This window comes from Leclercia sp. W6, from assembly GCF_003336345.1.
Lineage (GTDB): Bacteria > Pseudomonadota > Gammaproteobacteria > Enterobacterales > Enterobacteriaceae > Enterobacter.
The window spans coordinates 13,634-39,169 of the sequence record NZ_CP031104.1; the positions used below are offsets into that span (position 1 = coordinate 13,634).

Below are 25,536 nucleotides of genomic sequence, written 5' to 3' on the forward strand. Positions count from 1 at the left end.
AATTCCATAAATATGAATTGTCAAACTCATTGAAAGGAAATCTTTCCGTTATGGGTGATTCAAAAGAAAGGGCGCAGGCCGTTCTCTCCAGAATGAGAGAGGCGTATGGCGTGAAAACGAACGTTGAGTTCTCTGAGTTACTGAACATTCCACAGCCCACTATCAGTAACTGGATATCTCGAGGCAATGTTCCATTACGTTACGTAATGAGCTGCTCTCAAGAAACAGGAAGGGAACTTGAATGGCTTTTAGCTGGTGAACTTGCAAATTTAAGTTCTACCCGTGTGAGTGGCGAAACCTTAAGTTCGGATGGTAAGGCTGTCTTTGACAAGGTGTTGAGCTCAGGTGGCAAAGCTGTGCTCCAACGCTTACTTGATGCTTATGGTTTCAGTATGCAAAAAGAATTAGGGGATATGCTCGGATTATCCTCCGGAACGATCAGCACATGGGTAAGACGCGATTATTTCCCCGGCGATGTTGTGGTGGCATGCGCACTTACAACAGGCGTCTCTTTGAAATGGCTTGCTACTGGAGTCGGTCAAAAGTATGAACATCCAGGCGATAAAAATTCCATCGCGAAATCTTCTTCCATTGCTTCATATTTGCTATCGGCGGGTAAACTAAAAGAAAATGGCGAATGGAACATTGACCATACCTTCATTCCAAAAGATGCTCATAAACCCTGCTATATACAAGGGCAAAAATCATCATGGATAGTTGATATATCAAGGAAGGATGTAGGTAATGGGCGGTGGCTTTTAATAATAGATGGTTATCACGACATATATGACACAGCTAGAATACCTAACAATAAACTAGCCGTGAACCTCTATGACTCAGATTCAAATTTTATTTGTAATTCCTCTGATGTAGATTGCATTGGTCAGGTTATTTATACAATCCAAAATAATATTTAATTTATGGGGATATTATGAGATTAGTAGCTTTAGTACCTTTACTGATCGCCTTTAGCTTCTCTGCCCTTGCTAGCCAAGTCCCAGCAAGCATATCGAAGCAGTTTGAATCACTACGAGTTGAGAAAGCAACCATTAGTAATAAGACGCTGAAAGTTGTTTACAAGGATGAAAAGGTGGGCGATTTAATGGCGTTAAGCATTGCTCAATCTGTTTGTTCAGCGTGGTACACCGATAAGAAATCGTTCAACAACAATTTATTCGAGAACATCAAAGTTTATAATCACTGGGAAATGCAAGGGTATCAATTCAATCTTAATGCTAATAAATGCGAGGAATTAGGTAAGCTAGCAGGGGATGAATATGATATTGAAATGCGCAAAATAATGAAGCCTTTATAATTATGGCAATTAAAAAACTACCCTCCGGTGAATGGCTTTGTGATTTCCGTATTGATGGTGCGGAAAGTCGCCGCATCCGTAAGAAATTTGCCACAAAAGGAGAGGCTACTGCTTACGAGCAGCATTATAGAGATGAGGCTCAAAGCAAACCCTGGCTTGGGAGAAAGAGGATCGCAGGCGCTTAAGCGAACTCATTACGCTATGGCATAACCTGCATGGCCAATCACTTGAAGCCAGTAAATCACGCCTGGCGAAACTCCATATTATTTGCCGAGGGCTCGGAGATCCGATTGCTTCGCAGCTGACGGCCAAAGATTTTGCCCACTATCGTGACCAGCGCCTGAAAGGGGAGATCGATAATGGCTACCATGCCGACCCAAAAAGTGGATTGCTAAGCCGATAACAGTTAATCGTGAGCAGCATTATCTCGAAGCCGTCTTCAATGAGTTGAAGCGCCTTGGTGAATGGACACTGCCGAACCCGCTTGAAAGCATCCGGGCGTTTAAGGAAGCAGAGAAAGAAATGTCCTGGCTGACGGAGCCTCAGATACAGGAACTGCTCCGCGCTTGCGATTCATATGGCAAAAGTGATCTGACGCAAATCGTTAAAGTTTGCCTGGCTACTGGCGCGCGCTGGAGTGAAGCTGAGCGTCTAACCCGTTCGCAGCTTTCGCCTTACAAAATCACCTTCACCAAAACCAAAGGGAAAAAGAACCGCACGGTTCCGATCCCGAGATGGCTGTACGACGAACTTTCGCCACTACAGGGTAAACTCTTCCATCCCTGTTATCAGGAGTTTAAAAAGATGCTGGCATTGACCAGCATAGAACTGGCGGAGGGGCAAAAGACTCACGTCCTCCGGCACACATTCGCCAGCCATTTTATGATGAACGGTGGAAACATCCTTGTACTGCAGCGAATCCTTGGGCACGCCAATATCCGCGAAACGATGCGGTATGCCCACTTTGCCCCTGATCATTTAGAAGATGCTGTAACTCTCAATCCTCTGGCTTACCATGAAGCCAGCAATATGGATCAGGCTGTGGACTTTTCTAACGACAAAGTGGAATACCTGGAGGTCCAGTTACCTTCTGTGCCGAGTGTGCTTAATGCTTTGTCTGGCGTTTTTGTTGCACACATCAGGCGCGGCAAAAAGATCAGCGCGGTTCTGCTCAACGACAAAACTAAGCAGGTTGATGATTCTTTTTTCAGCGCCGACAAGCTTTCCGAGAAACTTATGGGTGTCAAACGCATAGAAATCCATGGTTAGCATGGACAAAAATGTCCACGGATTGTCCATCCAGTATATCCGTGGATATACTTCGTTATACTAGGAATACACTTAACTTGCTGTTAAATATATAATTTGTAGGTTAATCAATGGGGTTAAATAAAAGCGTCTGAACTAAGATTCGCTTAAGCGACATCCTGTAAAAAGGGCTGACCGAATGGCCGGCCCTTTTTTTATCTCTCTGTGCCTTGCGCATTAACTTCTTCTTCATAAATCGTTTACAATGCCCCTTCTCTAACGGAGGGTAAGTGACGACTCAACAGCATCAGACAAAATGGCAACGTATCGCGGCAGGTCTCGCGTTATTTGCGATCCTGATGATCGTCTTTGCGCCGCTGGTTTCTGTCTCGTTGCAAAAAGATCCCATGAGCGCGATGCCCGGCATGCATCATGACATGAGCATGATGGCGGAGCACCACCCTGCAACGGCCGAAAGCATGCCTGTCGACCACGCCGAAGCCTGCGGTTACTGCGTGCTGCTGGCCCACGTGCCGGGTGTGATTCTGGCGCTGGTGATGCTGCTGTGCGCGGTATTACTCAGACAGCGCCTCACGCCGCCGCGCCCCTCTGTTCGCCACTGGCACTTCTTCCCCTGGCTCTGCCCCGATACCCGCGCACCGCCACACCTGTCTGCTTATTCCATGTAAAAAAACGTACACCCCGGTGTACCGATAATCTATTGCCTGAAAAAGGGAAAGCATGACTACCTGCACATCGCGCGCAGCCTGGGGCAACCTGCTGCGTCGTCTTCACTTCTATATTGGTCTGTTTGTCGGGCCGTTTATCTTTATCGCTGCGCTCTCGGGTACGCTCTATGTCGCCACGCCGCAGCTGGAAAACGCGCTTTATCATCACGCGCTATTCAGTGAAACCGAGGGAGAACCGCGTCCCCTTGCTGAACAGATTGCGGTCGCAGAAAAGGTCACCGGCGGAGAGCTACCTCTGCATGCGGTACGTCCGGGCCTGGCCGCAGGTGAGACCACCCGGGTGATGTATGCCGACCCGGCGCTGAACGCTTCGGAGAACCGGGCCATCTTTATCGACCCGGTCAGCCTTGAGGTGCGCGGCGATATGACCGTCTATGGCACCAGCGGTATCCTGCCGTTACGCCAGAAGATTGATTATCTGCATCGGTCATTACTGCTGGGGGATGTGGGGCGTATTTACAGCGAGCTGGCCGCGTCATGGATGTGGATTGCTGCACTGGGAGGGATCGCGCTGTGGTTCTATACCCGGCCAAAACGGCGCATCAATAACCGCTTCCAGAACCACCGTCGGCTGCACGTCTCCCTCGGCTGGTGTCTGCTGCTGGGGATGCTGTTGTTCTCGGCTACTGGACTAACCTGGTCCCAGTGGGCGGGCGGCAACGTGGATAAACTGCGTGCGCAGATGAACTGGCTCACACCGCAGGTGAACACGCAGCTGCACGGTCCGGCGGAGGTCGCCGATCCGCATGCCGATCATCATGGCCACCACATGTCGATGCCCATGCCGCAGATGAAGCCCGACCTGGCATTGTATGACGGCGTAATGAAAGCGGCTAATGCAGCAGGTATTGATGCCTCGAAGCTGGAGATCCGCCCGGCGAAAAGCGCTACCACGGCGTGGACGGTAACGGAGATCGATCGCGGCTGGCCGACGCAGGTGGACGCGGTGGCTGTTGACCCGGCGACCCTGACGGTGATCGATAGGACCCGCTTTGCGGATTTCCCACTGATGGCCAAACTGACCCGCTGGGGTGTGGATTTCCATATGGGGGTGCTGTTTGGCCTGCCAAACCAGCTGGTGCTGATCGCCTTTGGCCTCGCGCTGTGTGTGATGATTGTCTGGGGATACCGGATGTGGTGGATGCGAAGACCCCGCCAGACGGCAACCAATCCGGCACAGACGCTGTGTCAGAGCTGGCTGGCGTTGCCGCTGTGGGGCCGCGTGTTCTCTTTCGCTATCGCCTTTTTACTGGGGCTGGCGATGCCAGTAATGGGATGCAGCCTGGCGCTGTTCGTCGTCATTGACTGGCTGCGCTGGCGCGCGGCATCAGCGGCGTTGTCTTCTACGCGGAATTTCTAGGACGCTGATGCTTCACCAGATACATATTCCGGTCGGCTTGATCGAGCAACGCTTCAACGGAATGGTGTTGCCAGCTCAGCGCGAAGCCAATGCTGAGCGACATTCTGGTGCTGAGTCCGTTTTGCAGGTCATATGACGGGCTGAACTGCTGCGTCAGTGCAGCGCAAAGGCGCAGAACCTCGTACTCCGAGTGGACGCCATACAGAATGATGGCAAATTCATCCCCGCCCAGACGATAGGGCTGATGACGCCCGCCGCTGAATTCGACCATGCGGCGGGCCACTTCAATCAGCACATCGTCGCCCGCGGCGTGCCCCCAGGTATCGTTAATCAGCTTGAAGTCATCGCAATCCAGGAAGAGCAGGGCGGTGTTAGCCCGCGAGGAGGCGTCACTCATCAGGGCCGAGATGCGGGTACGAAAAGCGGCCCGATTCGCCAGCCCGGTGAGCGGGTCGTGCATGGCAGTGCGCAGCAGCTGGGCATTTTTCGCCTGTAACTTGCGCTGCCACTCCTCCATTTCATCCAGCAGGCTGTTGAAATCCTGACCGAAACGATGAAATTCATCAATACGTTCCTCTGGCACCCGGCGGGAGAAATTCCGGTTCGTACGGACATCATGCACCACCTCGGTAATGTTTTGCAGGGCGGTGACCACGCCATTGTGCAGGGTGCGGGTGATTGCTAACGCCACCAGGGAGGCAAACAGGATGCAGCCGGTTAACACGGCCAGAGACGTCCAGAGAAAGTGACTAATCAGGCTGTCACGTGCGGTAAGGCGTAACTCACCAATCGGCAGGTTGTTGTGCCAGACGCGCTGTCTGATGGGCTGGGGGAATAACCACTGACTGACCAGTTGACTCAGGGGATCCGCCTGCACGTCTGGCTCCATTGACCACGCCGCAAAAGGGTTATCGTGGCGGTCCAGCAATATTGCTGACGAGAATTGCCCCTGTTTGCCGAGTGTGGCCAGCGCTTCGTGAGCGGCGGCGGTATCATTAAAGACCAGTGTCGCCTCCAGGCTGCGACTCACCGTGGCGCTGGTTAATTCAAGGTTTCGTTGCGCGTACTGTTTCGTGTGAATACCGAAGCAATAGACAATAATAACCAGACCAGCGTCATGGTAATTAGAACACTAATTATACTGATGCGCCTGAGGGTTCTTTTGAACGTTGGACGCGGCGCTGATGTAAATTCCTTATTCATGCTTTGTATTCCATGCCAGCATTAACACATCAGGACTAACCCGGACTCCGCTGCGCGACAGCACATTCATATTGACGGAAAATCTGACCTGTCTATCGTCTATTATCAAGCAAAAAGCGCTGCCTGTAAGACACTGCGAATTTTGCTCTGCAATGAGGAGTAACGGTCTGGCATTAAATGCTGTGCTTAATTCAAGTTGGGCGTGGGGAGGCTCACTGCCAAAATAGAGCGCATGGCATCCTGCACTCAGTGCCTCTTGATCGCTATGGATAATGACGGGGATATAGGGCAGCGTGTCCGGGCCATCGGTACTGAGCGCCTCAACGTAGCGGGAAGAGGCGAAAATGCACAGGGTTGGCTGGCCGGAGAGGGTGGGCCAGCGGGTATAACTGACGATCCCGGAGACAATTGAACGTACCGATTTATCCGTTCTGGATAATGATCCGCCAATGGCGTGTCCGCAGGATATTAACAGCATCAGCAGCAGCGCTACCCGACATCCGGATATGAGAAAATAGTTACCCACCAGAATCCGCCATACCACTCTGGAAATATTAGCCCTTTAGTTTTGCCGCAATAATACCATTTTTTACCCGGATCGTCATTACGTCGCGCTGATATTCAGGGACTTAAGTAAAATCCTGGCTCCTTAATTTAAAAAGAAACTATCGAGGTTATTAATTCAAACGGCTGGCTTTTGTACCTTCATCCATACCCTGCTGCCAGGCGGTGCGGAGCTGAGTGGCATTTTCAGCGGTATCACAGCTGGCGGGGAATATTCGACCGGCTAATCCCCAGGCGTAAACAAAATTTTCCTGGCATATTTTCTTTTGTCCCTCTTTATATCCTTTGAGATAGGCCGGGCGGTCCACCTTAGGGTCATTAAAATTAGCGGCAAGCGTTTCACGGGATTTTACGGCCACGCCGTCCATCGCGTCTTCTTTTCCCGCATCATACCAGTCGGTGCCGGTCCAGTGAGGCTGATGGGTGTAAGGATCAATCTGACAAGCGGTTAATAGCAGACCCAAAAGCGGGATAACGGTCAGGCGCATAAGGCATTCTCCTTTTTCCATTGAGCATAGCCTGGCGTTAAGAATCTATTCTGTAATTTTTAAGTTACACCTTAATCAGATGTTTTTTGCTTTAAAAGGGGTGTTGTAAACTATTATTTACGTATTTTGGATTGAAATCTTTACTTGATGTGATATCGTTGGGCTTCCTCAGTGAGGAAACCACTATCGCAAACGAGCTTCCAGGACCGCAATCATGCAAAAAGACGCGCTGAATAACGTACATATTACTGATGAACATGTTTTGATTACTCCGGATCAACTGAAAGCGGAATTCCCGCTGAGCGTTGAGCAGGAGGCGCAAATTGCGCACTCCCGCAAGACCATTTCCGACATCATCGCCGGGCGCGATCCGCGTCTGCTGGTGGTATGTGGTCCGTGCTCTATTCATGATCCTGAAGCTGCCATCGAATATGCCCATCGTTTTAAAGCTCTGGCCGAGGAGGTCAGCGATAGCCTCTACCTGGTCATGCGCGTCTATTTTGAAAAACCTCGTACCACCGTCGGCTGGAAAGGGTTGATTAACGATCCGCACATGGATGGCTCGTTTGATGTGGAAGCAGGTCTGAAGATTGCGCGTAATCTTCTGGTGGAGCTGGTAAACATGGGGCTGCCGCTGGCAACAGAAGCGCTGGATCCGAACAGCCCGCAATACCTTGGCGATCTCTTTAGCTGGTCGGCAATCGGGGCGCGTACGACCGAGTCTCAGACGCACCGTGAAATGGCCTCTGGCCTCTCCATGCCGGTCGGTTTCAAAAATGGTACTGACGGCAGCCTGGCAACTGCTATCAACGCCATGCGTGCCGCTGCCATGCCGCACCGTTTTGTCGGCATCAACCAGGCAGGCCAGGTTTGCCTGCTGCAGACCCAGGGTAACCCGGATGGACACGTTATCCTGCGCGGCGGCAAAGCGCCTAACTACAGCCCGGCAGATGTGGCGCAGTGTGAAAAAGAGATGGAACAGGCAGGACTGCGCCCGGCGCTGATGGTAGATTGCAGTCATGGTAATTCCAACAAAGATTACCGTCGTCAGCCTGCGGTGGCAGAATCCGTCGTCGCGCAGATCAAAGATGGCAACCGTTCGATTATTGGCCTGATGATTGAAAGCCACATCCATGAAGGCAATCAGTCATCTGAGCAGCCGCGCAGCACCATGAAATACGGGGTATCTGTTACGGATGCCTGCATCAGCTGGGAAACCACCGATGCGCTGCTGCGTGAGATCCACAAAGATTTGAACGGCCAGCTGGCGACGCGTCTGGCTTAAGAGGTTTGTTATGGTTGCTGAATTGACCGCCCTGCGCGATCAAATTGATGAGGTAGATAAGGCGCTGCTGGATTTGCTGGCGCGCCGCATGGCGCTGGTCGCCGAGGTAGGTGAAGTCAAAAGTAAATATGGCTTGCCGATTTACGTGCCGGAGCGCGAAGCCTCCATGCTGGCCTCCCGGCGCAAAGAGGCGCAGGCGCTGGGCGTCTCGCCGGACCTGATTGAAGATGTGCTGCGCCGGGTGATGCGCGAGTCGTACTCCAGCGAAAACGACAAGGGGTTTAAAACCCTTTGTCCGACGCTGCGCCCGGTGGTCATTGTCGGTGGCGGCGGGCAGATGGGGCGTCTGTTTGAGAAGATGCTGACGCTTTCGGGCTACCAGGTGCGCATCCTTGAAAAAGAGGACTGGGCCCGGGCGCAGGCGATGGTGGCCGATGCGGGCATGGTCATTGTCAGCGTACCGATCCACATCACCGAAGAGATTATTGCCCAACTGCCACCGCTGCCGGATGACTGTATTCTGGTCGATCTGGCCTCGGTAAAAAATGGTCCATTGCAGGCGATGCTTGCCGCGCACCGTGGCCCGGTGCTGGGGCTGCACCCGATGTTCGGCCCGGACAGCGGCAGCCTGGCGAAGCAGGTGGTGGTCTATTGTGATGGCCGCCAGCCAGAAGCGTACCAGTGGTTCCTGGAGCAGATTCAGGTATGGGGCGCGCGGCTGCATCGTATCAGTGCCGTCGAGCATGACCAGAACATGGCCTTTATCCAGGCGTTGCGCCACTTCGCAACCTTCGCGTATGGCCTGCATCTGGCGGAAGAGAACGTTCAGCTTGAGCAGCTGCTGTCGCTGTCGTCTCCTATCTATCGCCTTGAACTGGCAATGGTCGGACGGCTGTTTGCCCAGGATCCGCAGCTCTATGCAGATATTATTATGTCTTCAGGCAATAACCTGGCGCTGATCAAGCGTTACTACCAGCGTTTTGGTGAGGCGATTACGCTGCTGGAGCAGGGCAATAAGCAGGCCTTTATCGACAGCTTCCGCAAGGTCGAGCACTGGTTTGGCGATTACGCCCAGCGTTTCCAGAGCGAGAGCCGCATCTTGCTCAGACAGGCGAATGACAGTCGCCAGTAATCTGATGATGTATATACTGAAAGCCAGCACTGCTGGCTTTTTTTATTTTGGGGAACTGTCATGGCTGAACCACGCGTTTTGTTTGACTATACGGGGCACTTACCGGAGTGCCCCACCTGGAGCGCAGCAGAAAGCGCGCTCTACTGGGCGGATATTTTGGAAGGCGAGATCCACCGCTACCACCTGCCGACGGGTGAACACAGCGTTTTATCCTTCCATGAAGAGGTGGGGTGCTTCGCGCTGCGTCAGGATGGGGGCTTTATTGTCGCCATGCGCACGGGCATCTGGCTGGCGGATAAGCATGGGCTGCTACAACGAAAAGTTTGTGATAATCCGTCGAACCCGCAGCTGGCACGCTTTAATGCCGGGGGAACCGATCATTTCGGCCGCTTCTACGCGGGTACCTTCTGGGCACCAGGGGACTACAACGGCGCCTTGCTGATGCGTATCGATAATGACCTGACGCCGGAGGTGATCCAGTGTGATATCCACGGTCATAACGGGCTGGCCTTTAGCGATGATCGGCGCTGGATGTACACCTCAGACACGCCCAATGCGGTGATCTACCGTACGCCGCTGGATGAGCAGGGCGAACCGGGTAAACGGGAAGTCTTTCGCCGGTTCCAGCCGGGGGAGGGGATCCCGGACGGCGCGGCGGTGGATGTGGAGGGCTGTTACTGGAGCGCGCTGTTTGACGGCTGGCGGATCGCCCGTTTTTCACCGCAGGGTGAGCAGATGGAAGAGTACCGGTTGCCGGTGCGCTGCCCGACGATGGTCTGTTTCGGTGGCGATGATATGCAGACGCTGTTTATCACCACCACCCGTGAGAACATGGACGCGCAGGAGGTGGCGGCATATCCTCTGTCCGGCGCCATTTTCACCCTGCCCGTCAGCGTGGCAGGGGTAAAAAAAGGCCCATTTATTGCGCGTTAAGCCGGATCGACCGGGACCACGTTTTCGCTCGGATAGCATCCCAGCACCTTCATGGACCGGGTGATCTCACCCAGTTCACGCAGGGCTTTCTGCAGGGATGCAGATTCCAGGTTGGCCTGGATATCGAGATAGAACATCTCTTCCCACGGGTTGCCGTGAATCGGGCGCGATTCCAGTTTAGTCATAATCAGATTGTGATTGCGCAGTACCAGCAGAGCCTCAACCAGCGCACCAGCCTGCTGGCCCGTCGCCATCAGCAGGGTGGTTTTGGCCGGCACCTGATCGGAGACGTTGATCGCCTTACGCGCCAGCACGATGAAACGGGTAATGTTTTGCGTCTGGTTGGCCAGGTTGCGCTCCAGCACCTGTAAGCCATACAGCGCACCGCCCGCTTCGCTGCCGAGCGCGGCAACGGTGGGGGAGTTGGCCTGTGCGACCTTCTCCATTGCTGCCGAGGTGCTCTCGGTATACTCAATTTTCCAGCCCGGATAGCGGTTCAGGAACTGGCTGCACTGCTGGAAAGGTTGTGGGTGGCTGTAGACCGTCTCGATTTTGTCGAGGTCAGTCGTTCCGGAAACCAGTACGCAGTGGTCAATCGGGATCGTCATCTCCCCGACCAGCGACAGCGTAGTGTGCTGGAGCAGATCGTAAACGTCGTTGATGGCACCGGAACTGGTGTTCTCGATTGGCACGACAGCGTAATCTGCCTGGCCGGTTTCTACCTGATTGAAAATATCGGCGAACTTTGCGCAGCCGCTCTCAATAAACTCTTCGAAGTGACGGGCAGCATACTGACGTGCAGCGAGGTGGGAATAGGAACCTTTTGGTCCCAGGAAGGCAATACGCGCCGAGTGCGGGTTGGTCTTGTTCAGATGCTGTTGCAGTAATGCCTGCTGGGTGAGAACGGAATCTTCGATAATCAGCTGGAACAGACGGGTGATGTAGTGCGCATCCAGATGGTGCGTTTTGCCAAGGTTAATCAGGCGTTCCAGCAGGTCGCGCTCACGATCGATATCGCGTACCGGACGGTGTGATGCCAGCTTTGCTTTTCCGACCTCAACGGCCAGCGCATGGCGTTCGGCCAACAGTGAAAGCAATTTTTCATCCAGAGCGCTGATCTTATCTCGCAGATCCAGTAACGGGTTTTCCGGTGTCATAGCGTTGCCTTTGTCATTTATCGTTATCAATAAAAAAGGCCCCCCGATGTGGGAGGCCTTATTGTTCGTCTTCGCATTCTTTATCACACGACGAAACGCCTCCCAATCAGGGGAAGGTAAAAAAGAATGCGAAGAAAAACGGCTTAACGGTCATGGATGATTCCTTCAGAAGACAGACTTAAAGTACCCGTACTGTTTTCACCCTGTCAATAAAAAACGCGCCCGAAGGCGCGTTGGCGATAGACTCAATGTAAGGGATTACTCATCTTCAACTTCTTCTGCGAAGCTGGCGTCTTTCACCGATGTTGTGGCGCGACGGGCTTCACCTTTGTGTTGCACTTTATTGAGCTGCCGTTCCAGCTTGTTAATCAAATCGTTGATGGCGGTGTACATATCCTCATGTTTCGCGCTGGCGACCAGGTGGCCGTTTGGAGTATTGATAGTTGCGTCAGCGATGAAACCCTGTGGCTCCTTAGAGAGAATGATATGCGGGTTAATCAAGTGTGTTTGCCATTTATCCAGTTTGGCGAGACGGTCTGCGACGTGCTGGCGGATTGCCGGAGTAATTTCCATTTGTTTACTGGTAATGTTCATTGTCATAAATTTTACCTCTTGTCTTTCCCGTCTTGGTGAGTCCAGCATACCGTTCCTAATGTCAAAATGTGTGATGTAAATCACATTTTTATGTCACTTTTTGTCAACGGATTCTTTTTGTGAGGCAGGACAGGAACATGTAACATTTACCTTGTCGAAGCGACAAATTGCGGCCATAGTTGATAGGATTCGTGCAGGCTAAACCGCTTCAGCTTGATGCGAAAATGGATAAAAAAACGGCAGCCCTGAGGCTGCCATTTTGCATTCTACTGTACGATCAGGAGCTGCTGCTGTTCGCGGCGATGATCTTCGCCACTTTGTCAGCCTGGGAGGTCATCTGCAACTGGCGATAGGCGTTTTCCATCAGCTTCAGGCCATCACGCGTTGCCTGGGTATCCGGATAATCACGCAGCATGCCTTCGACGCGGTTCACGACGGCAACGTATGCACCACGACGGGTATAGTATTCCGCCACAGAGTATTCGTATTTCGCCAGACGGTCTTTCAGGAACACCAGACGTTTGCTGGCATCCGTTACGTACTGGCTGTTCGGGTAGCCGCGAACCAGTTTAGAGAAGTCATTAAACGCATCGCGGGCGTGCTGCGGGTCGCGGTCGGAGCGATCCACCCCAAAGAAGCCCTGCAGCGCGCTGTCATCCAGCGCCATATTGGTCAGGCCGCGCATATACATCACGTAGTCAATATTCGGATGGGTCGGATTCAGACGCATGAAGCGATCGATCGTCGCCTGGGCCAGTGGCAGATCGGCATTTTTATAGTAGGCGTAGATCAGATCCAACTGTACCTGCTGGGAGTACGGGCCAAATGGATAGCGATTATCCAGCGCTTCCAGTTGCGTTATCGCCTGTTTCCAGTTACCGTCCTGCAGCTTTTGCTGAGCAGTCGCATAGATTTCATTCGGCGGATTGTCAGGGACCTGTTCATTCGAACCGGAGCAGCCTACCAAAGCCAGGCTCAACGTGGCCGCTGCCACCAGATATTTCATGCGCGTCATGACGTTTTGACTTTCCTCAAATGTTTGTCCGGGAGAATCTCTTTCCTGCTCCCGATTAAGACCAGCTACAATAGCACACTATATTAAACGGCAAAGCCGTAAAACCCAACGTTAAACGAAGAAGCAGTCTATGGCACAACGAGTAGAACTCACCGCGACAGTCTCCGAAAATCAGCTCGGACAACGCTTAGATCAGGCTTTGGCCGAAATGTTCCCTGATTATTCGCGTTCACGCATAAAAGAATGGATCCTTGACCAGCGCGTGCTGGTAAATGGCAAGATCTGGGACAAGCCAAAAGAGAAAGTGTTGGGTGGGGAAGTGGTCGCCATCAATGCTGATATCGAAGAAGAAGTCCGTTTTGAGCCTCAGGATATCCCGCTGAATATCGTCTATGAAGATGATGACATCCTGGTTATTAACAAGCCGCGCGATCTGGTTGTACACCCTGGCGCAGGTAACCCTGACGGCACTGTACTGAACGCCCTGCTGCACTACTATCCTCCTATTGTGGACGTACCGCGTGCGGGGATCGTTCACCGTCTGGATAAAGACACCACCGGCCTGATGGTCGTTGCCAAGACCATTCCGGCGCAGACGCGTCTGGTTGAGTCCCTGCAGCTGCGTGAAATCACCCGTGAATACGAAGCGGTTGCTATTGGGCATATGACCTCCGGCGGTACGGTAGAGCAACCTATCAGTCGCCATCCGACCAAGCGTACCCATATGTCCGTTCACCCGATGGGTAAACCGGCCGTCACGCACTACCGCATCATGGAGCATTTCCGCATCCATACGCGTCTGCGTCTGCGTCTGGAAACGGGCCGTACGCACCAGATCCGTGTGCATATGTCCCATATCACTCATCCGCTGGTGGGCGATCAGCTGTACGGTGGTCGTCCGCGTCCGCCGAAAGGGGCGTCTGAAGAATTTATCGCGATGCTGCGTAAATTCGACCGTCAGGCCCTGCACGCCACCATGCTGCGTCTCTACCATCCGATCACCGGCATTGAGATGGAATGGCATGCGCCAATTCCACAAGATATGGTGGATCTTATCGACGCGATGCGTGCCGATTTTGAAGAACATAAGGATGACGTGGACTGGTTATGACCAAACTGATTGTCCCGGAGTGGCCTGCGCCTGAAGGCGTAGCGGCCTGCAGTTCAACCCGTATCGGCGGCGTGAGTGAGGGGGCCTGGGAATCATTAAACCTGGGCGCTCACTGTGGCGATAACCTCGATCACGTTGAAGAGAATCGTAAGCGGTTGTTTGCGGCAGGCCAGTTGCCGTCGAAGCCGGTCTGGCTTGAACAGGTACATGGTACCGCTGTGCTTCGTCTCACCGGTGAGCCGTATGCCTCGAAACGTGCCGATGCGTCTTACAGCAATACTCCGGGCACGGTTTGTGCCGTCATGACCGCTGACTGTCTGCCGGTGCTTTTCTGCAACCGTGCGGGCACCGAAGTGGCCGCCGCCCATGCCGGTTGGCGCGGATTATGTGCTGGCGTACTGGAAGAGACCGTCGCCTGTTTTGCCGACAGCGCGGATAATATCATCGCCTGGCTTGGCCCGGCCATTGGCCCACAGGCTTTTGAAGTGGGGCCGGAGGTGCGCGACGCTTTTATGGCGCACGATGCGCAGGCGCAGAGCGCTTTTCTTCCGGCAGGAGATAAGTACATGGCGGACATTTATCAGCTTGCCCGCCAGCGCCTGACCCGCGTCGGTATCAGCCAGATCTACGGCGGCGATCGCTGCACCTTCACCGAAAACGGTGATTTCTTTTCCTATCGCCGCGACAAGACGACAGGACGTATGGCAAGTTTCATTTGGCTGATATAACCTATAGAATCAAGACGATCCGGCACGCGTCGTTTTCTTTTCGCATAATTCAGGTCATTCACCTTGAATAATTGAGGGATGACCTCATTTAATCTCCAGTAGCAATTTTGACCTGTTATGGGAGGAGTTATGCGTCTGGATCGTCTTACTAATAAATTCCAGCTTGCTCTCGCCGATGCCCAGTCTCTCGCACTGGGGCACGACAATCAGTTTATCGAACCTCTTCATTTAATGAGCGCCTTACTGAATCAGGAAGGGGGATCGGTACGTCCTTTATTGACATCTGCCGGCATTAATGCGGGCCAGTTACGCACAGCCATCGATCAGGCGCTGAGCCGTTTACCGCAGGTAGAGGGCACAGGCGGAGATGTTCAGCCGTCTCAGGATCTGGTTCGCGTATTAAACCTGTGCGACAAACTGGCGCAGAAACGCGGCGACAACTTTATTTCGTCAGAACTCTTTGTTCTGGCGGCGCTTGAATCACGTGGCACTTTGACCGACCTGCTGAAAACAGCTGGCGCAACTACCGCCAATGTGACGCAGGCGATTGCACAAATGCGCGGAGGTGAGAGCGTGAACGATCAGGGTGCTGAAGATCAGCGTCAGGCATTGAAAAAATATACGGTCGACCTGACTGAGCGTGCAGAACAGGGCAAGCTTGACCCGGTCATTGGCCGTGACGAAGAGATCCGCCGTACGATTCAGGTTCTGCAACGCCGCACCAAAAATAACCCGGTACTGATCGGTGAGCCTGGTGTTGGTAAAACGGCCATTGTAGAAGGGCTGGCCCAGCGTATCGTCAATGGTGAAGTGCCGGAAGGTCTGAAAGGCCGTCGTGTACTCGCGCTGGATATGGGCGCGCTGGTGGCGGGGGCCAAATACCGCGGTGAATTTGAAGAGCGCCTGAAAGGGGTGCTTAACGATCTGGCAAAACAGGAAGGCAACGTCATTCTGTTTATCGACGAATTGCACACGATGGTGGGGGCAGGTAAAGCCGATGGTGCCATGGATGCCGGGAACATGCTCAAACCGGCCCTTGCTCGCGGCGAGCTGCACTGCGTGGGCGCCACCACGCTTGATGAATATCGTCAGTACATTGAAAAAGATGCTGCCCTGGAACGTCGATTCCAGAAAGTATTTGTGGCTGAACCGTCAGTGCAAGATACCATCGCGATCCTGCGTGGCCTGAAAGAGCGTTATGAGCTGCACCACCATGTGCAGATTACTGACCCGGCCATCGTGGCGGCTGCAACCTTGTCGCATCGCTATATTGCCGACCGACAGCTGCCTGACAAAGCGATCGACCTTATCGATGAAGCGGCCTCCAGTATTCGTATGCAGATTGACTCCAAGCCAGAAGAGCTGGACCGACTCGATCGCCGGATCATTCAGCTCAAGCTCGAGCAGCAGGCGCTGAAAAAAGAGTCTGATGAAGCGAGTAAAAAGCGTCTGGATATGCTTAATGAAGAGCTCCAGGATAAAGAGCGTCAATACTCTGGCTTAGAAGAAGAGTGGAAAGCGGAAAAAGCATCCCTTTCCGGCACCCAGACGATTAAAGCCGAGCTGGAACAGGCGAAGATCGCCATCGAGCAGGCGCGTCGCGTGGGCGATCTGGCGCAAATGTCTGAGCTGCAGTACGGCAAAATTCCGGAACTGGAAAAACAGCTGGCGGCGGCAACCCAGGCTGAAGGCAAAACCATGCGTCTGTTACGTAATAAAGTGACGGATGCAGAAATTGCCGAGGTACTGGCGCGCTGGACCGGGATCCCGGTAGCCAGAATGATGGAGAGCGAGCGCGACAAATTATTGCGCATGGAGGAAGATCTTCATCATCGCGTCATCGGTCAGGATGAAGCGGTTGAGGCGGTATCGAACGCGATCCGTCGTAGCCGTGCCGGTTTGTCCGATCCTAACCGTCCGATTGGCTCCTTCCTGTTCCTGGGGCCGACCGGTGTCGGTAAAACGGAACTGTGTAAGGCGCTGGCAAACTTCATGTTCGACAGTGACGATGCGATGGTACGTATCGACATGTCCGAGTTTATGGAGAAACACTCCGTTTCACGTCTGGTGGGTGCACCTCCGGGATATGTTGGTTATGAAGAGGGTGGCTATCTGACAGAAGCGGTTCGCCGTCGTCCGTACTCCGTCATCCTGCTGGATGAAGTGGAAAAGGCGCACCCGGATGTGTTCAACATTCTGCTGCAGGTTCTGGATGACGGACGCCTGACCGACGGGCAGGGGAGAACGGTCGATTTCCGTAATACGGTGGTCATCATGACTTCGAACCTGGGTTCCGATCTGATTCAGGAGCGTTTTGGTGAACTGGATTACAGCCATATGAAGGATCTGGTGATGGGCGTGGTCAGCCACAGCTTCCGTCCTGAGTTCATAAACCGTATCGATGAAGTCGTGGTCTTCCATCCACTGGGTGAAAAACACATTGCTTCTATTGCCCGTATTCAGCTGCAGCGTTTGTATAAACGTCTGGAAGAGCGTGGATATGAACTGCAGATTGCGGATGACGCGCTGCAACTGCTGAGCGCAAATGGGTACGATCCGGTGTACGGTGCACGTCCTCTCAAACGTGCCATCCAGCAGCAGATCGAAAACCCGCTGGCGCAGCAAATTCTTTCCGGGAAGCTGCTCCCGGGCAAAACCATCCAGCTGGTGAAGCAAGACGACCAGATTGTGGCAGTGCAGTAAGTCACAAAACGATGAAAACGAGCCCTCAGGGGCTCGTTTTTGTTTAAAAACCAGGCAAGAATGGGCTTTCTGAAGCGGGGTTGCCTGGAAAATGAACGGTTGATAAATAATTTTCACTTTATACTTGCCAGCCCAGAATAAGCGCCTATAATGCGCCACCACTGACACGGAACAACGGCAAACACGCCGCCGGGTCAGCGGGGTTCGGTAAGAACCTCACGGAGAAAAGCGAAAATAATCGCTTGACTCTGAGGCGGGGAAGCGTAATATGCACACCCCGCGCCGCAGCGAAAAAGCGAAGCGGCACTGCTCTTTAACAATTTATCAGACAATCTGTGTGGGCACTCAAAGTGACATGGATTCTTAATGTCCTCGGACAAGAAATGAATACCAAGTCTCTGAGTGAACACGTAATTCATTACGAAGTTTAATTCACGAGCATCAAACTTAAATTGAAGAGTTTGATCATGGCTCAGATTGAACGCTGGCGGCAGGCCTAACACATGCAAGTCGAACGGTAGCACAGAGAGCTTGCTCTCGGGTGACGAGTGGCGGACGGGTGAGTAATGTCTGGGAAACTGCCTGATGGAGGGGGATAACTACTGGAAACGGTAGCTAATACCGCATAACGTCGCAAGACCAAAGAGGGGGACCTTCGGGCCTCTTGCCATCGGATGTGCCCAGATGGGATTAGCTAGTAGGTGGGGTAATGGCTCACCTAGGCGACGATCCCTAGCTGGTCTGAGAGGATGACCAGCCACACTGGAACTGAGACACGGTCCAGACTCCTACGGGAGGCAGCAGTGGGGAATATTGCACAATGGGCGCAAGCCTGATGCAGCCATGCCGCGTGTATGAAGAAGGCCTTCGGGTTGTAAAGTACTTTCAGCGAGGAGGAAGGCATTGTGGTTAATAACCGCAGTGATTGACGTTACTCGCAGAAGAAGCACCGGCTAACTCCGTGCCAGCAGCCGCGGTAATACGGAGGGTGCAAGCGTTAATCGGAATTACTGGGCGTAAAGCGCACGCAGGCGGTCTGTTAAGTCAGATGTGAAATCCCCGGGCTCAACCTGGGAACTGCATTTGAAACTGGCAGGCTTGAGTCTTGTAGAGGGGGGTAGAATTCCAGGTGTAGCGGTGAAATGCGTAGAGATCTGGAGGAATACCGGTGGCGAAGGCGGCCCCCTGGACAAAGACTGACGCTCAGGTGCGAAAGCGTGGGGAGCAAACAGGATTAGATACCCTGGTAGTCCACGCCGTAAACGATGTCGACTTGGAGGTTGTGCCCTTGAGGCGTGGCTTCCGGAGCTAACGCGTTAAGTCGACCGCCTGGGGAGTACGGCCGCAAGGTTAAAACTCAAATGAATTGACGGGGGCCCGCACAAGCGGTGGAGCATGTGGTTTAATTCGATGCAACGCGAAGAACCTTACCTACTCTTGACATCCAGAGAACTTGCCAGAGATGGCTTGGTGCCTTCGGGAACTCTGAGACAGGTGCTGCATGGCTGTCGTCAGCTCGTGTTGTGAAATGTTGGGTTAAGTCCCGCAACGAGCGCAACCCTTATCCTTTGTTGCCAGCGGTTAGGCCGGGAACTCAAAGGAGACTGCCAGTGATAAACTGGAGGAAGGTGGGGATGACGTCAAGTCATCATGGCCCTTACGAGTAGGGCTACACACGTGCTACAATGGCGCATACAAAGAGAAGCGACCTCGCGAGAGCAAGCGGACCTCATAAAGTGCGTCGTAGTCCGGATTGGAGTCTGCAACTCGACTCCATGAAGTCGGAATCGCTAGTAATCGTAGATCAGAATGCTACGGTGAATACGTTCCCGGGCCTTGTACACACCGCCCGTCACACCATGGGAGTGGGTTGCAAAAGAAGTAGGTAGCTTAACCTTCGGGAGGGCGCTTACCACTTTGTGATTCATGACTGGGGTGAAGTCGTAACAAGGTAACCGTAGGGGAACCTGCGGTTGGATCACCTCCTTACCTTAAAGAACCTGCCTTTGTAGTGCTCACACAGATTGTCTGATAGAAAGTAGAAAGCAAGACGGCTGCGAAGTCGTGACACATCGTGTCCCCTTCGTCTAGCGGTTAGGACTCCGCCCTTTCACGGCGGCAACAGGGGTTCGAATCCCCTAGGGGACGCCACTTGCTGGTTTGTGAGTGAAAGTCACCTGCCTTTATATCTCAAAACTAACTCATCGAGTTACGTTTGAGATATTTGCTCTTTAAAAATCTGGATCAAGCTGAAAATTGAAACGACACACTGTGTCTGTTCTCCGTAATAAGAACAGAAATGCGGTGTGTTCGAGTCTCTCAAATTTTCACAACGCGAAGTGAAACAGCTTCGGGTTGTGAGGTTAAGCGACTAAGCGTACACGGTGGATGCCCTGGCAGTCAGAGGCGATGAAGGACGTGCTAATCTGCGAAAAGCGCCGGCGAGGTGATATGAACCCTTGACCCGGCGATGTCCGAATGGGGAAACCCAGTGTGATTCGTCACACTATCGTTAGCTGAATACATAGGCTAACGAGGCGAACCGGGGGAACTGAAACATCTAAGTACCCCGAGGAAAAGAAATCAACCGAGATTCCCCCAGTAGCGGCGAGCGAACGGGGAGCAGCCCGGAGTCTGAATCAGCTTGTGTGTTAGTGGAAGCGTCTGGAAAGTCGCAGGGTACAGGGTGATACTCCCGTACACGAAAGCACACATGCTGTGAACTCGAAGAGTAGGGCGGGACACGTGGTATCCTGTCTGAATATGGGGGACCATCCTCCAAGGCTAAATACTCCTGACTGACCGATAGTGAACCAGTACCGTGAGGGAAAGGCGAAAAGAACCCCGGCGAGGGGAGTGAAAAAGAACCTGAAACCGTGTACGTACAAGCAGTGGGAGCACCTTCGGGTGTGACTGCGTACCTTTTGTATAATGGGTCAGCGACTTATATTCTGTAGCAAGGTTAACCGTATAGGGGAGCCGAAGGGAAACCGAGTCTTAACTGGGCGTTAAGTTGCAGGGTATAGACCCGAAACCCGGTGATCTAGCCATGGGCAGGTTGAAGGTTGGGTAACACTAACTGGAGGACCGAACCGACTAATGTTGAAAAATTAGCGGATGACCTGTGGCTGGGGGTGAAAGGCCAATCAAACCGGGAGATAGCTGGTTCTCCCCGAAAGCTATTTAGGTAGCGCCTCGTGAACTCATCCTCGGGGTAGAGCACTGTTTCGGCTAGGGGCCATCCCGGCTTACCAACCCGATGCAAACTGCGAATACCGAGGAATGTTATCACGGGAGACACACGGCGGGTGCTAACGTCCGTCGTGAAGAGGGAAACAACCCAGACCGCCAGCTAAGGTCCCAAAGTCATGGTTAAGTGGGAAACGATGTGGGAAGGCACAGACAGCCAGGATGTTGGCTTAGAAGCAGCCATCATTTAAAGAAAGCGTAATAGCTCACTGGTCGAGTCGGCCTGCGCGGAAGATGTAACGGGGCTAAACCATGCACCGAAGCTGCGGCAGCGACACTATGTGTTGTTGGGTAGGGGAGCGTTCTGTAAGCCTGCGAAGGTGTGCTGTGAGGCATGCTGGAGGTATCAGAAGTGCGAATGCTGACATAAGTAACGATAAAGCGGGTGAAAAGCCCGCTCGCCGGAAGACCAAGGGTTCCTGTCCAACGTTAATCGGGGCAGGGTGAGTCGACCCCTAAGGCGAGGCCGAAAGGCGTAGTCGATGGGAAACAGGTTAATATTCCTGTACTCGGTGTTACTGCGAAGGGGGGACGGAGAAGGCTATGTTGGCCGGGCGACGGTTGTCCCGGTTTAAGCATGTAGGCGGAGGTTCCAGGTAAATCCGGTACCTTTTAACGCTGAGGTGTGATGACGAGGCACTACGGTGCTGAAGCAACAAATGCCCTGCTTCCAGGAAAAGCCTCTAAGCATCAGGTAACATCAAATCGTACCCCAAACCGACACAGGTGGTCAGGTAGAGAATACCAAGGCGCTTGAGAGAACTCGGGTGAAGGAACTAGGCAAAATGGTGCCGTAACTTCGGGAGAAGGCACGCTGATATGTAGGTGAAGCCCCTGCGGGTGGAGCTGAAATCAGTCGAAGATACCAGCTGGCTGCAACTGTTTATTAAAAACACAGCACTGTGCAAACACGAAAGTGGACGTATACGGTGTGACGCCTGCCCGGTGCCGGAAGGTTAATTGATGGGGTTAGCGGCAACGCGAAGCTCTTGATCGAAGCCCCGGTAAACGGCGGCCGTAACTATAACGGTCCTAAGGTAGCGAAATTCCTTGTCGGGTAAGTTCCGACCTGCACGAATGGCGTAATGATGGCCAGGCTGTCTCCACCCGAGACTCAGTGAAATTGAAATCGCTGTGAAGATGCAGTGTACCCGCGGCAAGACGGAAAGACCCCGTGAACCTTTACTATAGCTTGACACTGAACACTGGTCCTTGATGTGTAGGATAGGTGGGAGGCTTTGAAGTGTGGACGCCAGTCTGCATGGAGCCGTCCTTGAAATACCACCCTTTAATGGCTGGTGTTCTAACGTGGACCCGTGATCCGGGTTGCGGACAGTGTCTGGTGGGTAGTTTGACTGGGGCGGTCTCCTCCTAAAGAGTAACGGAGGAGCACGAAGGTCAGCTAATCCTGGTCGGACATCAGGAGGTTAGTGCAATGGCATAAGCTGGCTTGACTGCGAGAGTGACGGCTCGAGCAGGTGCGAAAGCAGGTCATAGTGATCCGGTGGTTCTGTATGGAAGGGCCATCGCTCAACGGATAAAAGGTACTCCGGGGATAACAGGCTGATACCGCCCAAGAGTTCATATCGACGGCGGTGTTTGGCACCTCGATGTCGGCTCATCACATCCTGGGGCTGAAGTAGGTCCCAAGGGTATGGCTGTTCGCCATTTAAAGTGGTACGCGAGCTGGGTTTAGAACGTCGTGAGACAGTTCGGTCCCTATCTGCCGTGGGCGCTGGAGAATTGAGGGGGCTGCTCCTAGTACGAGAGGACCGGAGTGGACGCATCACTGGTGTTCGGGTTGTCATGCCAATGGCACTGCCCGGTAGCTAAATGCGGAAGAGATAAGTGCTGAAAGCATCTAAGCACGAAACTTGCCCCGAGATGAGTTCTCCCTGACTCCTTGAGAGTCCTGAAGGAACGTTGAAGACGACGACGTTGATAGGCCGGGTGTGTAAGCGCAGCGATGCGTTGAGCTAACCGGTACTAATGAACCGTGAGGCTTAACCTTACAACGCCGAAGCTGTTTCGGTGGATTTGAGAAGATTTTCAGCATTGATTCAGAGTTAAGTACACAATAGTTTGCGCAGCAGCAAGGCGGCAAGCGAAGGAAAGGAAGGAGCATACTGAAGTATGTGACTGACTTTACGAGTGCGGCCAACGCGGCTGATGCGATAAAGTATTGTGTACAGAGCACCAAGAATTTGCCTGGCGGCTGTAGCGCGGTGGTCCCACCTGACCCCATGCCGAACTCAGAAGTGAAACGCCGTAGCGCCGATGGTAGTGTGGGGTCTCCCCATGCGAGAGTAGGGAACTGCCAGGCATCAATTAAAGAAACCCGTACCATAAGGTACGGGGTTTTTTGCTTTTCCACCCTGGCGGGCACAATCAACAATCTCTGGCTAAAATAACAAGATACGCATCGTCACGAGGTTATTTTGCCGAATCCCCCTTTTAACTACCAACAAGATTTCGCCAACATAAACTTTCGCGACCATCCTGAGCTTTATCAGGTAGGGCGGGGAGAGCAAGGCGTTCTGCTGGTTGAACCTTACAAAAGCGAAATTCTGCCCTACTGGCGATACAAAAATGCTGAGGTTGCGACAAAATCTGCGCAGGAAATATACGCACTCTTTGAGCAATACCGTCAGCAAGACGATTTTGTGGGCATGGATATGGCCAGAAAATTTATCCAGATGGGATATACCCGCGCCAGACGCTACGCCAACCACAAAGGCGGAAAAAAGTACGATGATGAACGTAACGTGCGCCCGCTGGATCACGATCCCATCAAAGCCGAAGCCGCAAAAGTTTTCAAAGGATGGTGGGATAAAATTCGCGCCGATGAGGACTATTTACAACGAAAACAAGCGCATCAAAAAAAGTGGGGGTAACAATGTTACCCATGGCAGGATTCATTTTGTGATCCAGATAACAAAACCAAATGAAACATAATAGAAACAATTATTTTACCTAACGTTAAATTTTAAATCTGGTTTTACTGGAGTGGGTGCTTTGGCCCGCATTGTAAGACAGGGGATTTAAAATGACAGAAACCGTAGCAAGTACAGATACGGATAGTAAAAAACTGGCAGAGGACGATACTCGCCGCAGGATTTGGGCAATCGTCGGTGCATCTTCAGGCAATCTGGTTGAATGGTTCGACTTTTACGTTTACTCGTTTTGCTCGCTCTATTTTGCCCATATCTTCTTCCCATCCGGCAATACCACGACCCAGCTTCTGCAAACTGCAGGCGTTTTCGCCGCAGGCTTTTTGATGCGTCCAATCGGCGGCTGGCTCTTTGGGCGTATTGCCGATCGAAAGGGGCGAAAAACGTCCATGCTGATCTCCGTCTGCATGATGTGTTTCGGCTCCCTGGTTATCGCCTGTCTGCCGGGCTATGACACTATCGGCACTTGGGCTCCAGCCTTACTGCTGTTGGCGCGTTTGTTCCAGGGACTTTCCGTTGGGGGGGAATATGGCACAAGCGCGACATATATGAGTGAAGTTGCCGTGGAAGGGCGTAAAGGCTTTTATGCCTCATTTCAGTACGTCACCCTGATAGGGGGACAGCTCCTGGCTATTCTGGCCGTCGTGATCCTGCAACAGATTCTGAGTGATGAAGATCTCCGTGCCTGGGGATGGCGTATTCCTTTTGCGCTTGGTGCCCTCCTTGCCATTGTGGCGCTGTGGCTGCGCCGTCAGCTGGACGAAACGTCGCGTAAAGAGGTGAGAACGTTAAAAGAGGCAGGTTCATTTAAAGGCTTATGGCGTAACCGGAAGGCCTTTTTAATGGTGCTCGGCTTTACGGCTGGCGGTTCGCTCACCTTCTATACCTTCACCACCTATATGCAGAAGTATCTGGTTAACACCACGGGTATGCACGCTAACGTGGCGAGCATGGTCATGACGGTGGCGCTCTTTGTCTTTATGCTCATCCAGCCCATTATCGGTGCGCTGTCGGATAGAATCGGTCGTCGTAGCTCAATGCTGATTTTCGGCGGGTTGTCGGCAATATGTACTGTGCCCATTCTCACTGCACTCCAGCATGTCACATCCCCTTATGCCGCTTTTGCACTGGTGATGGTCGCGTTGGTCATTGCCAGTTTTTACACCTCGATCAGCGGCATTCTGAAGGCAGAGATGTTCCCGGCTCAGGTGCGTGCACTGGGCGTTGGGTTGTCTTATGCGGTGGCTAACGCGCTCTTTGGCGGCTCAGCGGAATATGTCGCCCTGTCATTAAAATCGGTGGGGAGTGAGACAATCTTTTTCTGGTACGTCACGCTGATGGGAGCGCTGGCATTTATTGTCTCTTTAATGCTGCATCGCAAAGGGAAAGGCGTGAGTCTTTAATGATCCGCCATCTGCCAGACGGCATAGCCGGTAGTCGCACCGGCTATGTCCCAGGCAAAATCTTTCCAGCTCCAGCCGCTCCCCGCCGGGCGGCAGTCCCAGAGCTCTTTCGATGCCCCCAGACTGACCGAAAACATCAAACCGTATGCAGCGCTGCGGTCGCGACTGTAGCCCTGGCGCTGGGCATATTCATTACCCGCAGCCGAGAGCATCGCCGAGGCTAAAAAGTGTTGCGCCTTATCCTGACCAGACCAGCTATCCTGAGCCATATGGCTGCATCCGCCCAAAACCAGACAGCCCATTAACAGCAAATAACGCACAACGACCTCCATAAAAAAGCCCCGTCAA

General features: G+C 52.9%; 19 protein-coding genes, 1 tRNA gene, 3 rRNA genes, 2 pseudogenes and 1 other annotated feature. Of the genes and pseudogenes, 17 read left to right on the plus strand and 8 right to left on the minus strand.

Annotated features, from left to right (window positions below):
- Nucleotides 1–50 precede the first annotated feature (50 nt).
- The 5 genes and pseudogenes from DVA43_RS00100 to DVA43_RS00120 all read left to right on the plus strand — a co-directional run bounded on the left by DVA43_RS00100 (nt 51) and on the right by DVA43_RS00120 (nt 4,672).
- Nucleotides 51–917: a phage repressor protein CI gene (locus DVA43_RS00100; RefSeq protein ID WP_114314186.1), complete on the plus strand. Its 867-nt coding sequence runs from the start codon at nt 51–53 to the stop codon at nt 915–917.
- Between the two features lie 14 nt (nt 918–931).
- Nucleotides 932–1,315, plus strand: coding sequence for a hypothetical protein (locus DVA43_RS00105; protein ID WP_114314187.1), 384 nt, complete (start codon nt 932–934; stop codon nt 1,313–1,315).
- A gap of 2 nt (nt 1,316–1,317) precedes the next feature.
- Nucleotides 1,318–2,326: pseudogene (locus tag DVA43_RS00110) on the plus strand (site-specific integrase); the annotation flags it as partial.
- Nucleotides 2,327–2,922: 596 nt separating this feature from the next.
- On the plus strand, nt 2,923–3,252 hold the full coding sequence (locus DVA43_RS00115; RefSeq protein ID WP_114317046.1) for a DUF2946 domain-containing protein: 330 nt from the start codon (nt 2,923–2,925) through the stop codon (nt 3,250–3,252).
- A gap of 52 nt (nt 3,253–3,304) precedes the next feature.
- The gene (locus tag DVA43_RS00120; protein WP_114314188.1) at nt 3,305–4,672 is read left to right on the plus strand and encodes a PepSY domain-containing protein; all 1,368 of its coding nucleotides are present in this window, start codon (nt 3,305–3,307) and stop codon (nt 4,670–4,672) included.
- Here DVA43_RS00120 and dgcN read toward each other — a convergent pair.
- The 3 genes and pseudogenes from dgcN to DVA43_RS00135 form a co-directional block, all read right to left on the minus strand.
- A pseudogene (gene dgcN, locus DVA43_RS00125) lies at nt 4,656–5,875 on the minus strand (diguanylate cyclase DgcN). The gene DVA43_RS00120 and the pseudogene dgcN sit on opposite strands and share 17 nt — an antisense overlap.
- The gene (locus DVA43_RS00130) at nt 5,868–6,353 is read right to left on the minus strand and encodes a YfiR family protein (protein WP_114314189.1); all 486 of its coding nucleotides are present in this window, start codon (nt 6,351–6,353) and stop codon (nt 5,868–5,870) included. The pseudogene dgcN and the gene DVA43_RS00130 overlap by 8 nt, the downstream one beginning before the upstream one ends.
- A 199-nt stretch (nt 6,354–6,552) precedes the next feature.
- Complete coding sequence (locus DVA43_RS00135) at nt 6,553–6,927, minus strand: DUF2799 domain-containing protein (RefSeq protein WP_103822527.1); 375 nt, start codon at nt 6,925–6,927, stop codon at nt 6,553–6,555.
- A 214-nt stretch (nt 6,928–7,141) separates the two neighbouring features.
- Here DVA43_RS00135 and aroF point away from each other — a divergent pair, with 214 nt between their 5' ends.
- The 3 genes from aroF to DVA43_RS00150 are packed head-to-tail and all read left to right on the plus strand — an operon-like array spanning nt 7,142 to nt 10,277.
- A complete protein-coding gene (gene aroF, locus DVA43_RS00140; RefSeq protein WP_103180779.1) occupies nt 7,142–8,212 on the plus strand; it encodes a 3-deoxy-7-phosphoheptulonate synthase AroF in 1,071 nt (356 codons plus the stop codon).
- Nucleotides 8,213–8,222: 10 nt separating this feature from the next.
- Nucleotides 8,223–9,344 carry a bifunctional chorismate mutase/prephenate dehydrogenase gene (gene tyrA, locus DVA43_RS00145; protein ID WP_114314190.1) on the plus strand — a complete coding sequence of 374 codons (1,122 nt, stop codon included), beginning with the start codon at nt 8,223–8,225 and terminating at the stop codon, nt 9,342–9,344.
- 60 nt (nt 9,345–9,404) lie between these two features.
- Nucleotides 9,405–10,277 carry an SMP-30/gluconolactonase/LRE family protein gene (locus tag DVA43_RS00150; RefSeq protein ID WP_114314191.1) on the plus strand — a complete coding sequence of 291 codons (873 nt, stop codon included), beginning with the start codon at nt 9,405–9,407 and terminating at the stop codon, nt 10,275–10,277.
- On the opposite strand, the gene pheA is transcribed toward DVA43_RS00150, so the two are convergent.
- From pheA to bamD, 4 genes are all read right to left on the minus strand, one after another.
- Complete coding sequence (gene pheA / locus DVA43_RS00155) at nt 10,274–11,434, minus strand: bifunctional chorismate mutase/prephenate dehydratase (protein WP_114314192.1); 1,161 nt, start codon at nt 11,432–11,434, stop codon at nt 10,274–10,276. The genes DVA43_RS00150 and pheA overlap by 4 nt on opposite strands.
- Before the next feature lie 29 nt (nt 11,435–11,463).
- Nucleotides 11,464–11,589: a sequence feature (Phe leader region), on the minus strand.
- The gene (locus DVA43_RS24860; RefSeq protein WP_193767862.1) at nt 11,541–11,588 is read right to left on the minus strand and encodes a hypothetical protein; all 48 of its coding nucleotides are present in this window, start codon (nt 11,586–11,588) and stop codon (nt 11,541–11,543) included. (Overlaps the previous feature by 48 nt.)
- A 103-nt stretch (nt 11,590–11,692) precedes the next feature.
- On the minus strand, nt 11,693–12,034 hold the full coding sequence (gene raiA, locus DVA43_RS00160; RefSeq protein WP_032613238.1) for a ribosome-associated translation inhibitor RaiA: 342 nt from the start codon (nt 12,032–12,034) through the stop codon (nt 11,693–11,695).
- 271 nt (nt 12,035–12,305) lie between these two features.
- Nucleotides 12,306–13,043, minus strand: a complete 738-nt coding sequence (gene bamD / locus DVA43_RS00165; RefSeq protein WP_103180775.1) for an outer membrane protein assembly factor BamD — start codon at nt 13,041–13,043, stop codon at nt 12,306–12,308.
- A 130-nt stretch (nt 13,044–13,173) separates the two neighbouring features.
- Between bamD and rluD the strand changes: the two genes are divergently transcribed.
- From rluD to DVA43_RS00215, 9 genes are all read left to right on the plus strand, one after another.
- Complete coding sequence (rluD, locus tag DVA43_RS00175; protein WP_114314193.1) at nt 13,174–14,154, plus strand: 23S rRNA pseudouridine(1911/1915/1917) synthase RluD; 981 nt, start codon at nt 13,174–13,176, stop codon at nt 14,152–14,154.
- Nucleotides 14,151–14,882, plus strand: a complete 732-nt coding sequence (yfiH, locus tag DVA43_RS00180; protein ID WP_103822522.1) for a purine nucleoside phosphorylase YfiH — start codon at nt 14,151–14,153, stop codon at nt 14,880–14,882. Before rluD ends, yfiH begins: the two co-directional genes overlap by 4 nt.
- 129 nt (nt 14,883–15,011) lie before the next feature.
- Nucleotides 15,012–17,585 (plus strand): ATP-dependent chaperone ClpB, encoded by a 2,574-nt coding sequence (clpB, locus tag DVA43_RS00185; protein WP_114314194.1) that lies wholly within the window; start codon nt 15,012–15,014, stop codon nt 17,583–17,585.
- A gap of 449 nt (nt 17,586–18,034) precedes the next feature.
- Nucleotides 18,035–19,574: ribosomal RNA gene (locus DVA43_RS00190) — 16S ribosomal RNA — on the plus strand.
- An 87-nt stretch (nt 19,575–19,661) separates the two neighbouring features.
- Nucleotides 19,662–19,736, plus strand: a tRNA-Glu gene (locus DVA43_RS00195).
- Between the two features lie 210 nt (nt 19,737–19,946).
- Nucleotides 19,947–22,845 (plus strand): 23S ribosomal RNA (locus tag DVA43_RS00200).
- 196 nt (nt 22,846–23,041) lie between these two features.
- Nucleotides 23,042–23,157 (plus strand): 5S ribosomal RNA (rrf, locus tag DVA43_RS00205).
- The 16S, 23S and 5S rRNA genes sit together here with 1 tRNA gene alongside, the layout of an rRNA operon.
- Nucleotides 23,158–23,272: 115 nt before the next feature.
- A complete protein-coding gene (locus DVA43_RS00210; protein WP_114314195.1) occupies nt 23,273–23,728 on the plus strand; it encodes a DUF4385 domain-containing protein in 456 nt (151 codons plus the stop codon).
- Nucleotides 23,729–23,880: 152 nt separating this feature from the next.
- Nucleotides 23,881–25,188, plus strand: a complete 1,308-nt coding sequence (locus DVA43_RS00215) for an MFS transporter (RefSeq protein WP_114314196.1) — start codon at nt 23,881–23,883, stop codon at nt 25,186–25,188.
- Here the strand turns inward: DVA43_RS00215 and DVA43_RS00220 are convergent.
- On the minus strand, nt 25,185–25,490 hold the full coding sequence (locus DVA43_RS00220; protein ID WP_371414026.1) for a YfiM family lipoprotein: 306 nt from the start codon (nt 25,488–25,490) through the stop codon (nt 25,185–25,187). The genes DVA43_RS00215 and DVA43_RS00220 overlap by 4 nt on opposite strands.
- Between the last annotated feature and the right edge of the window lie 46 nt (nt 25,491–25,536).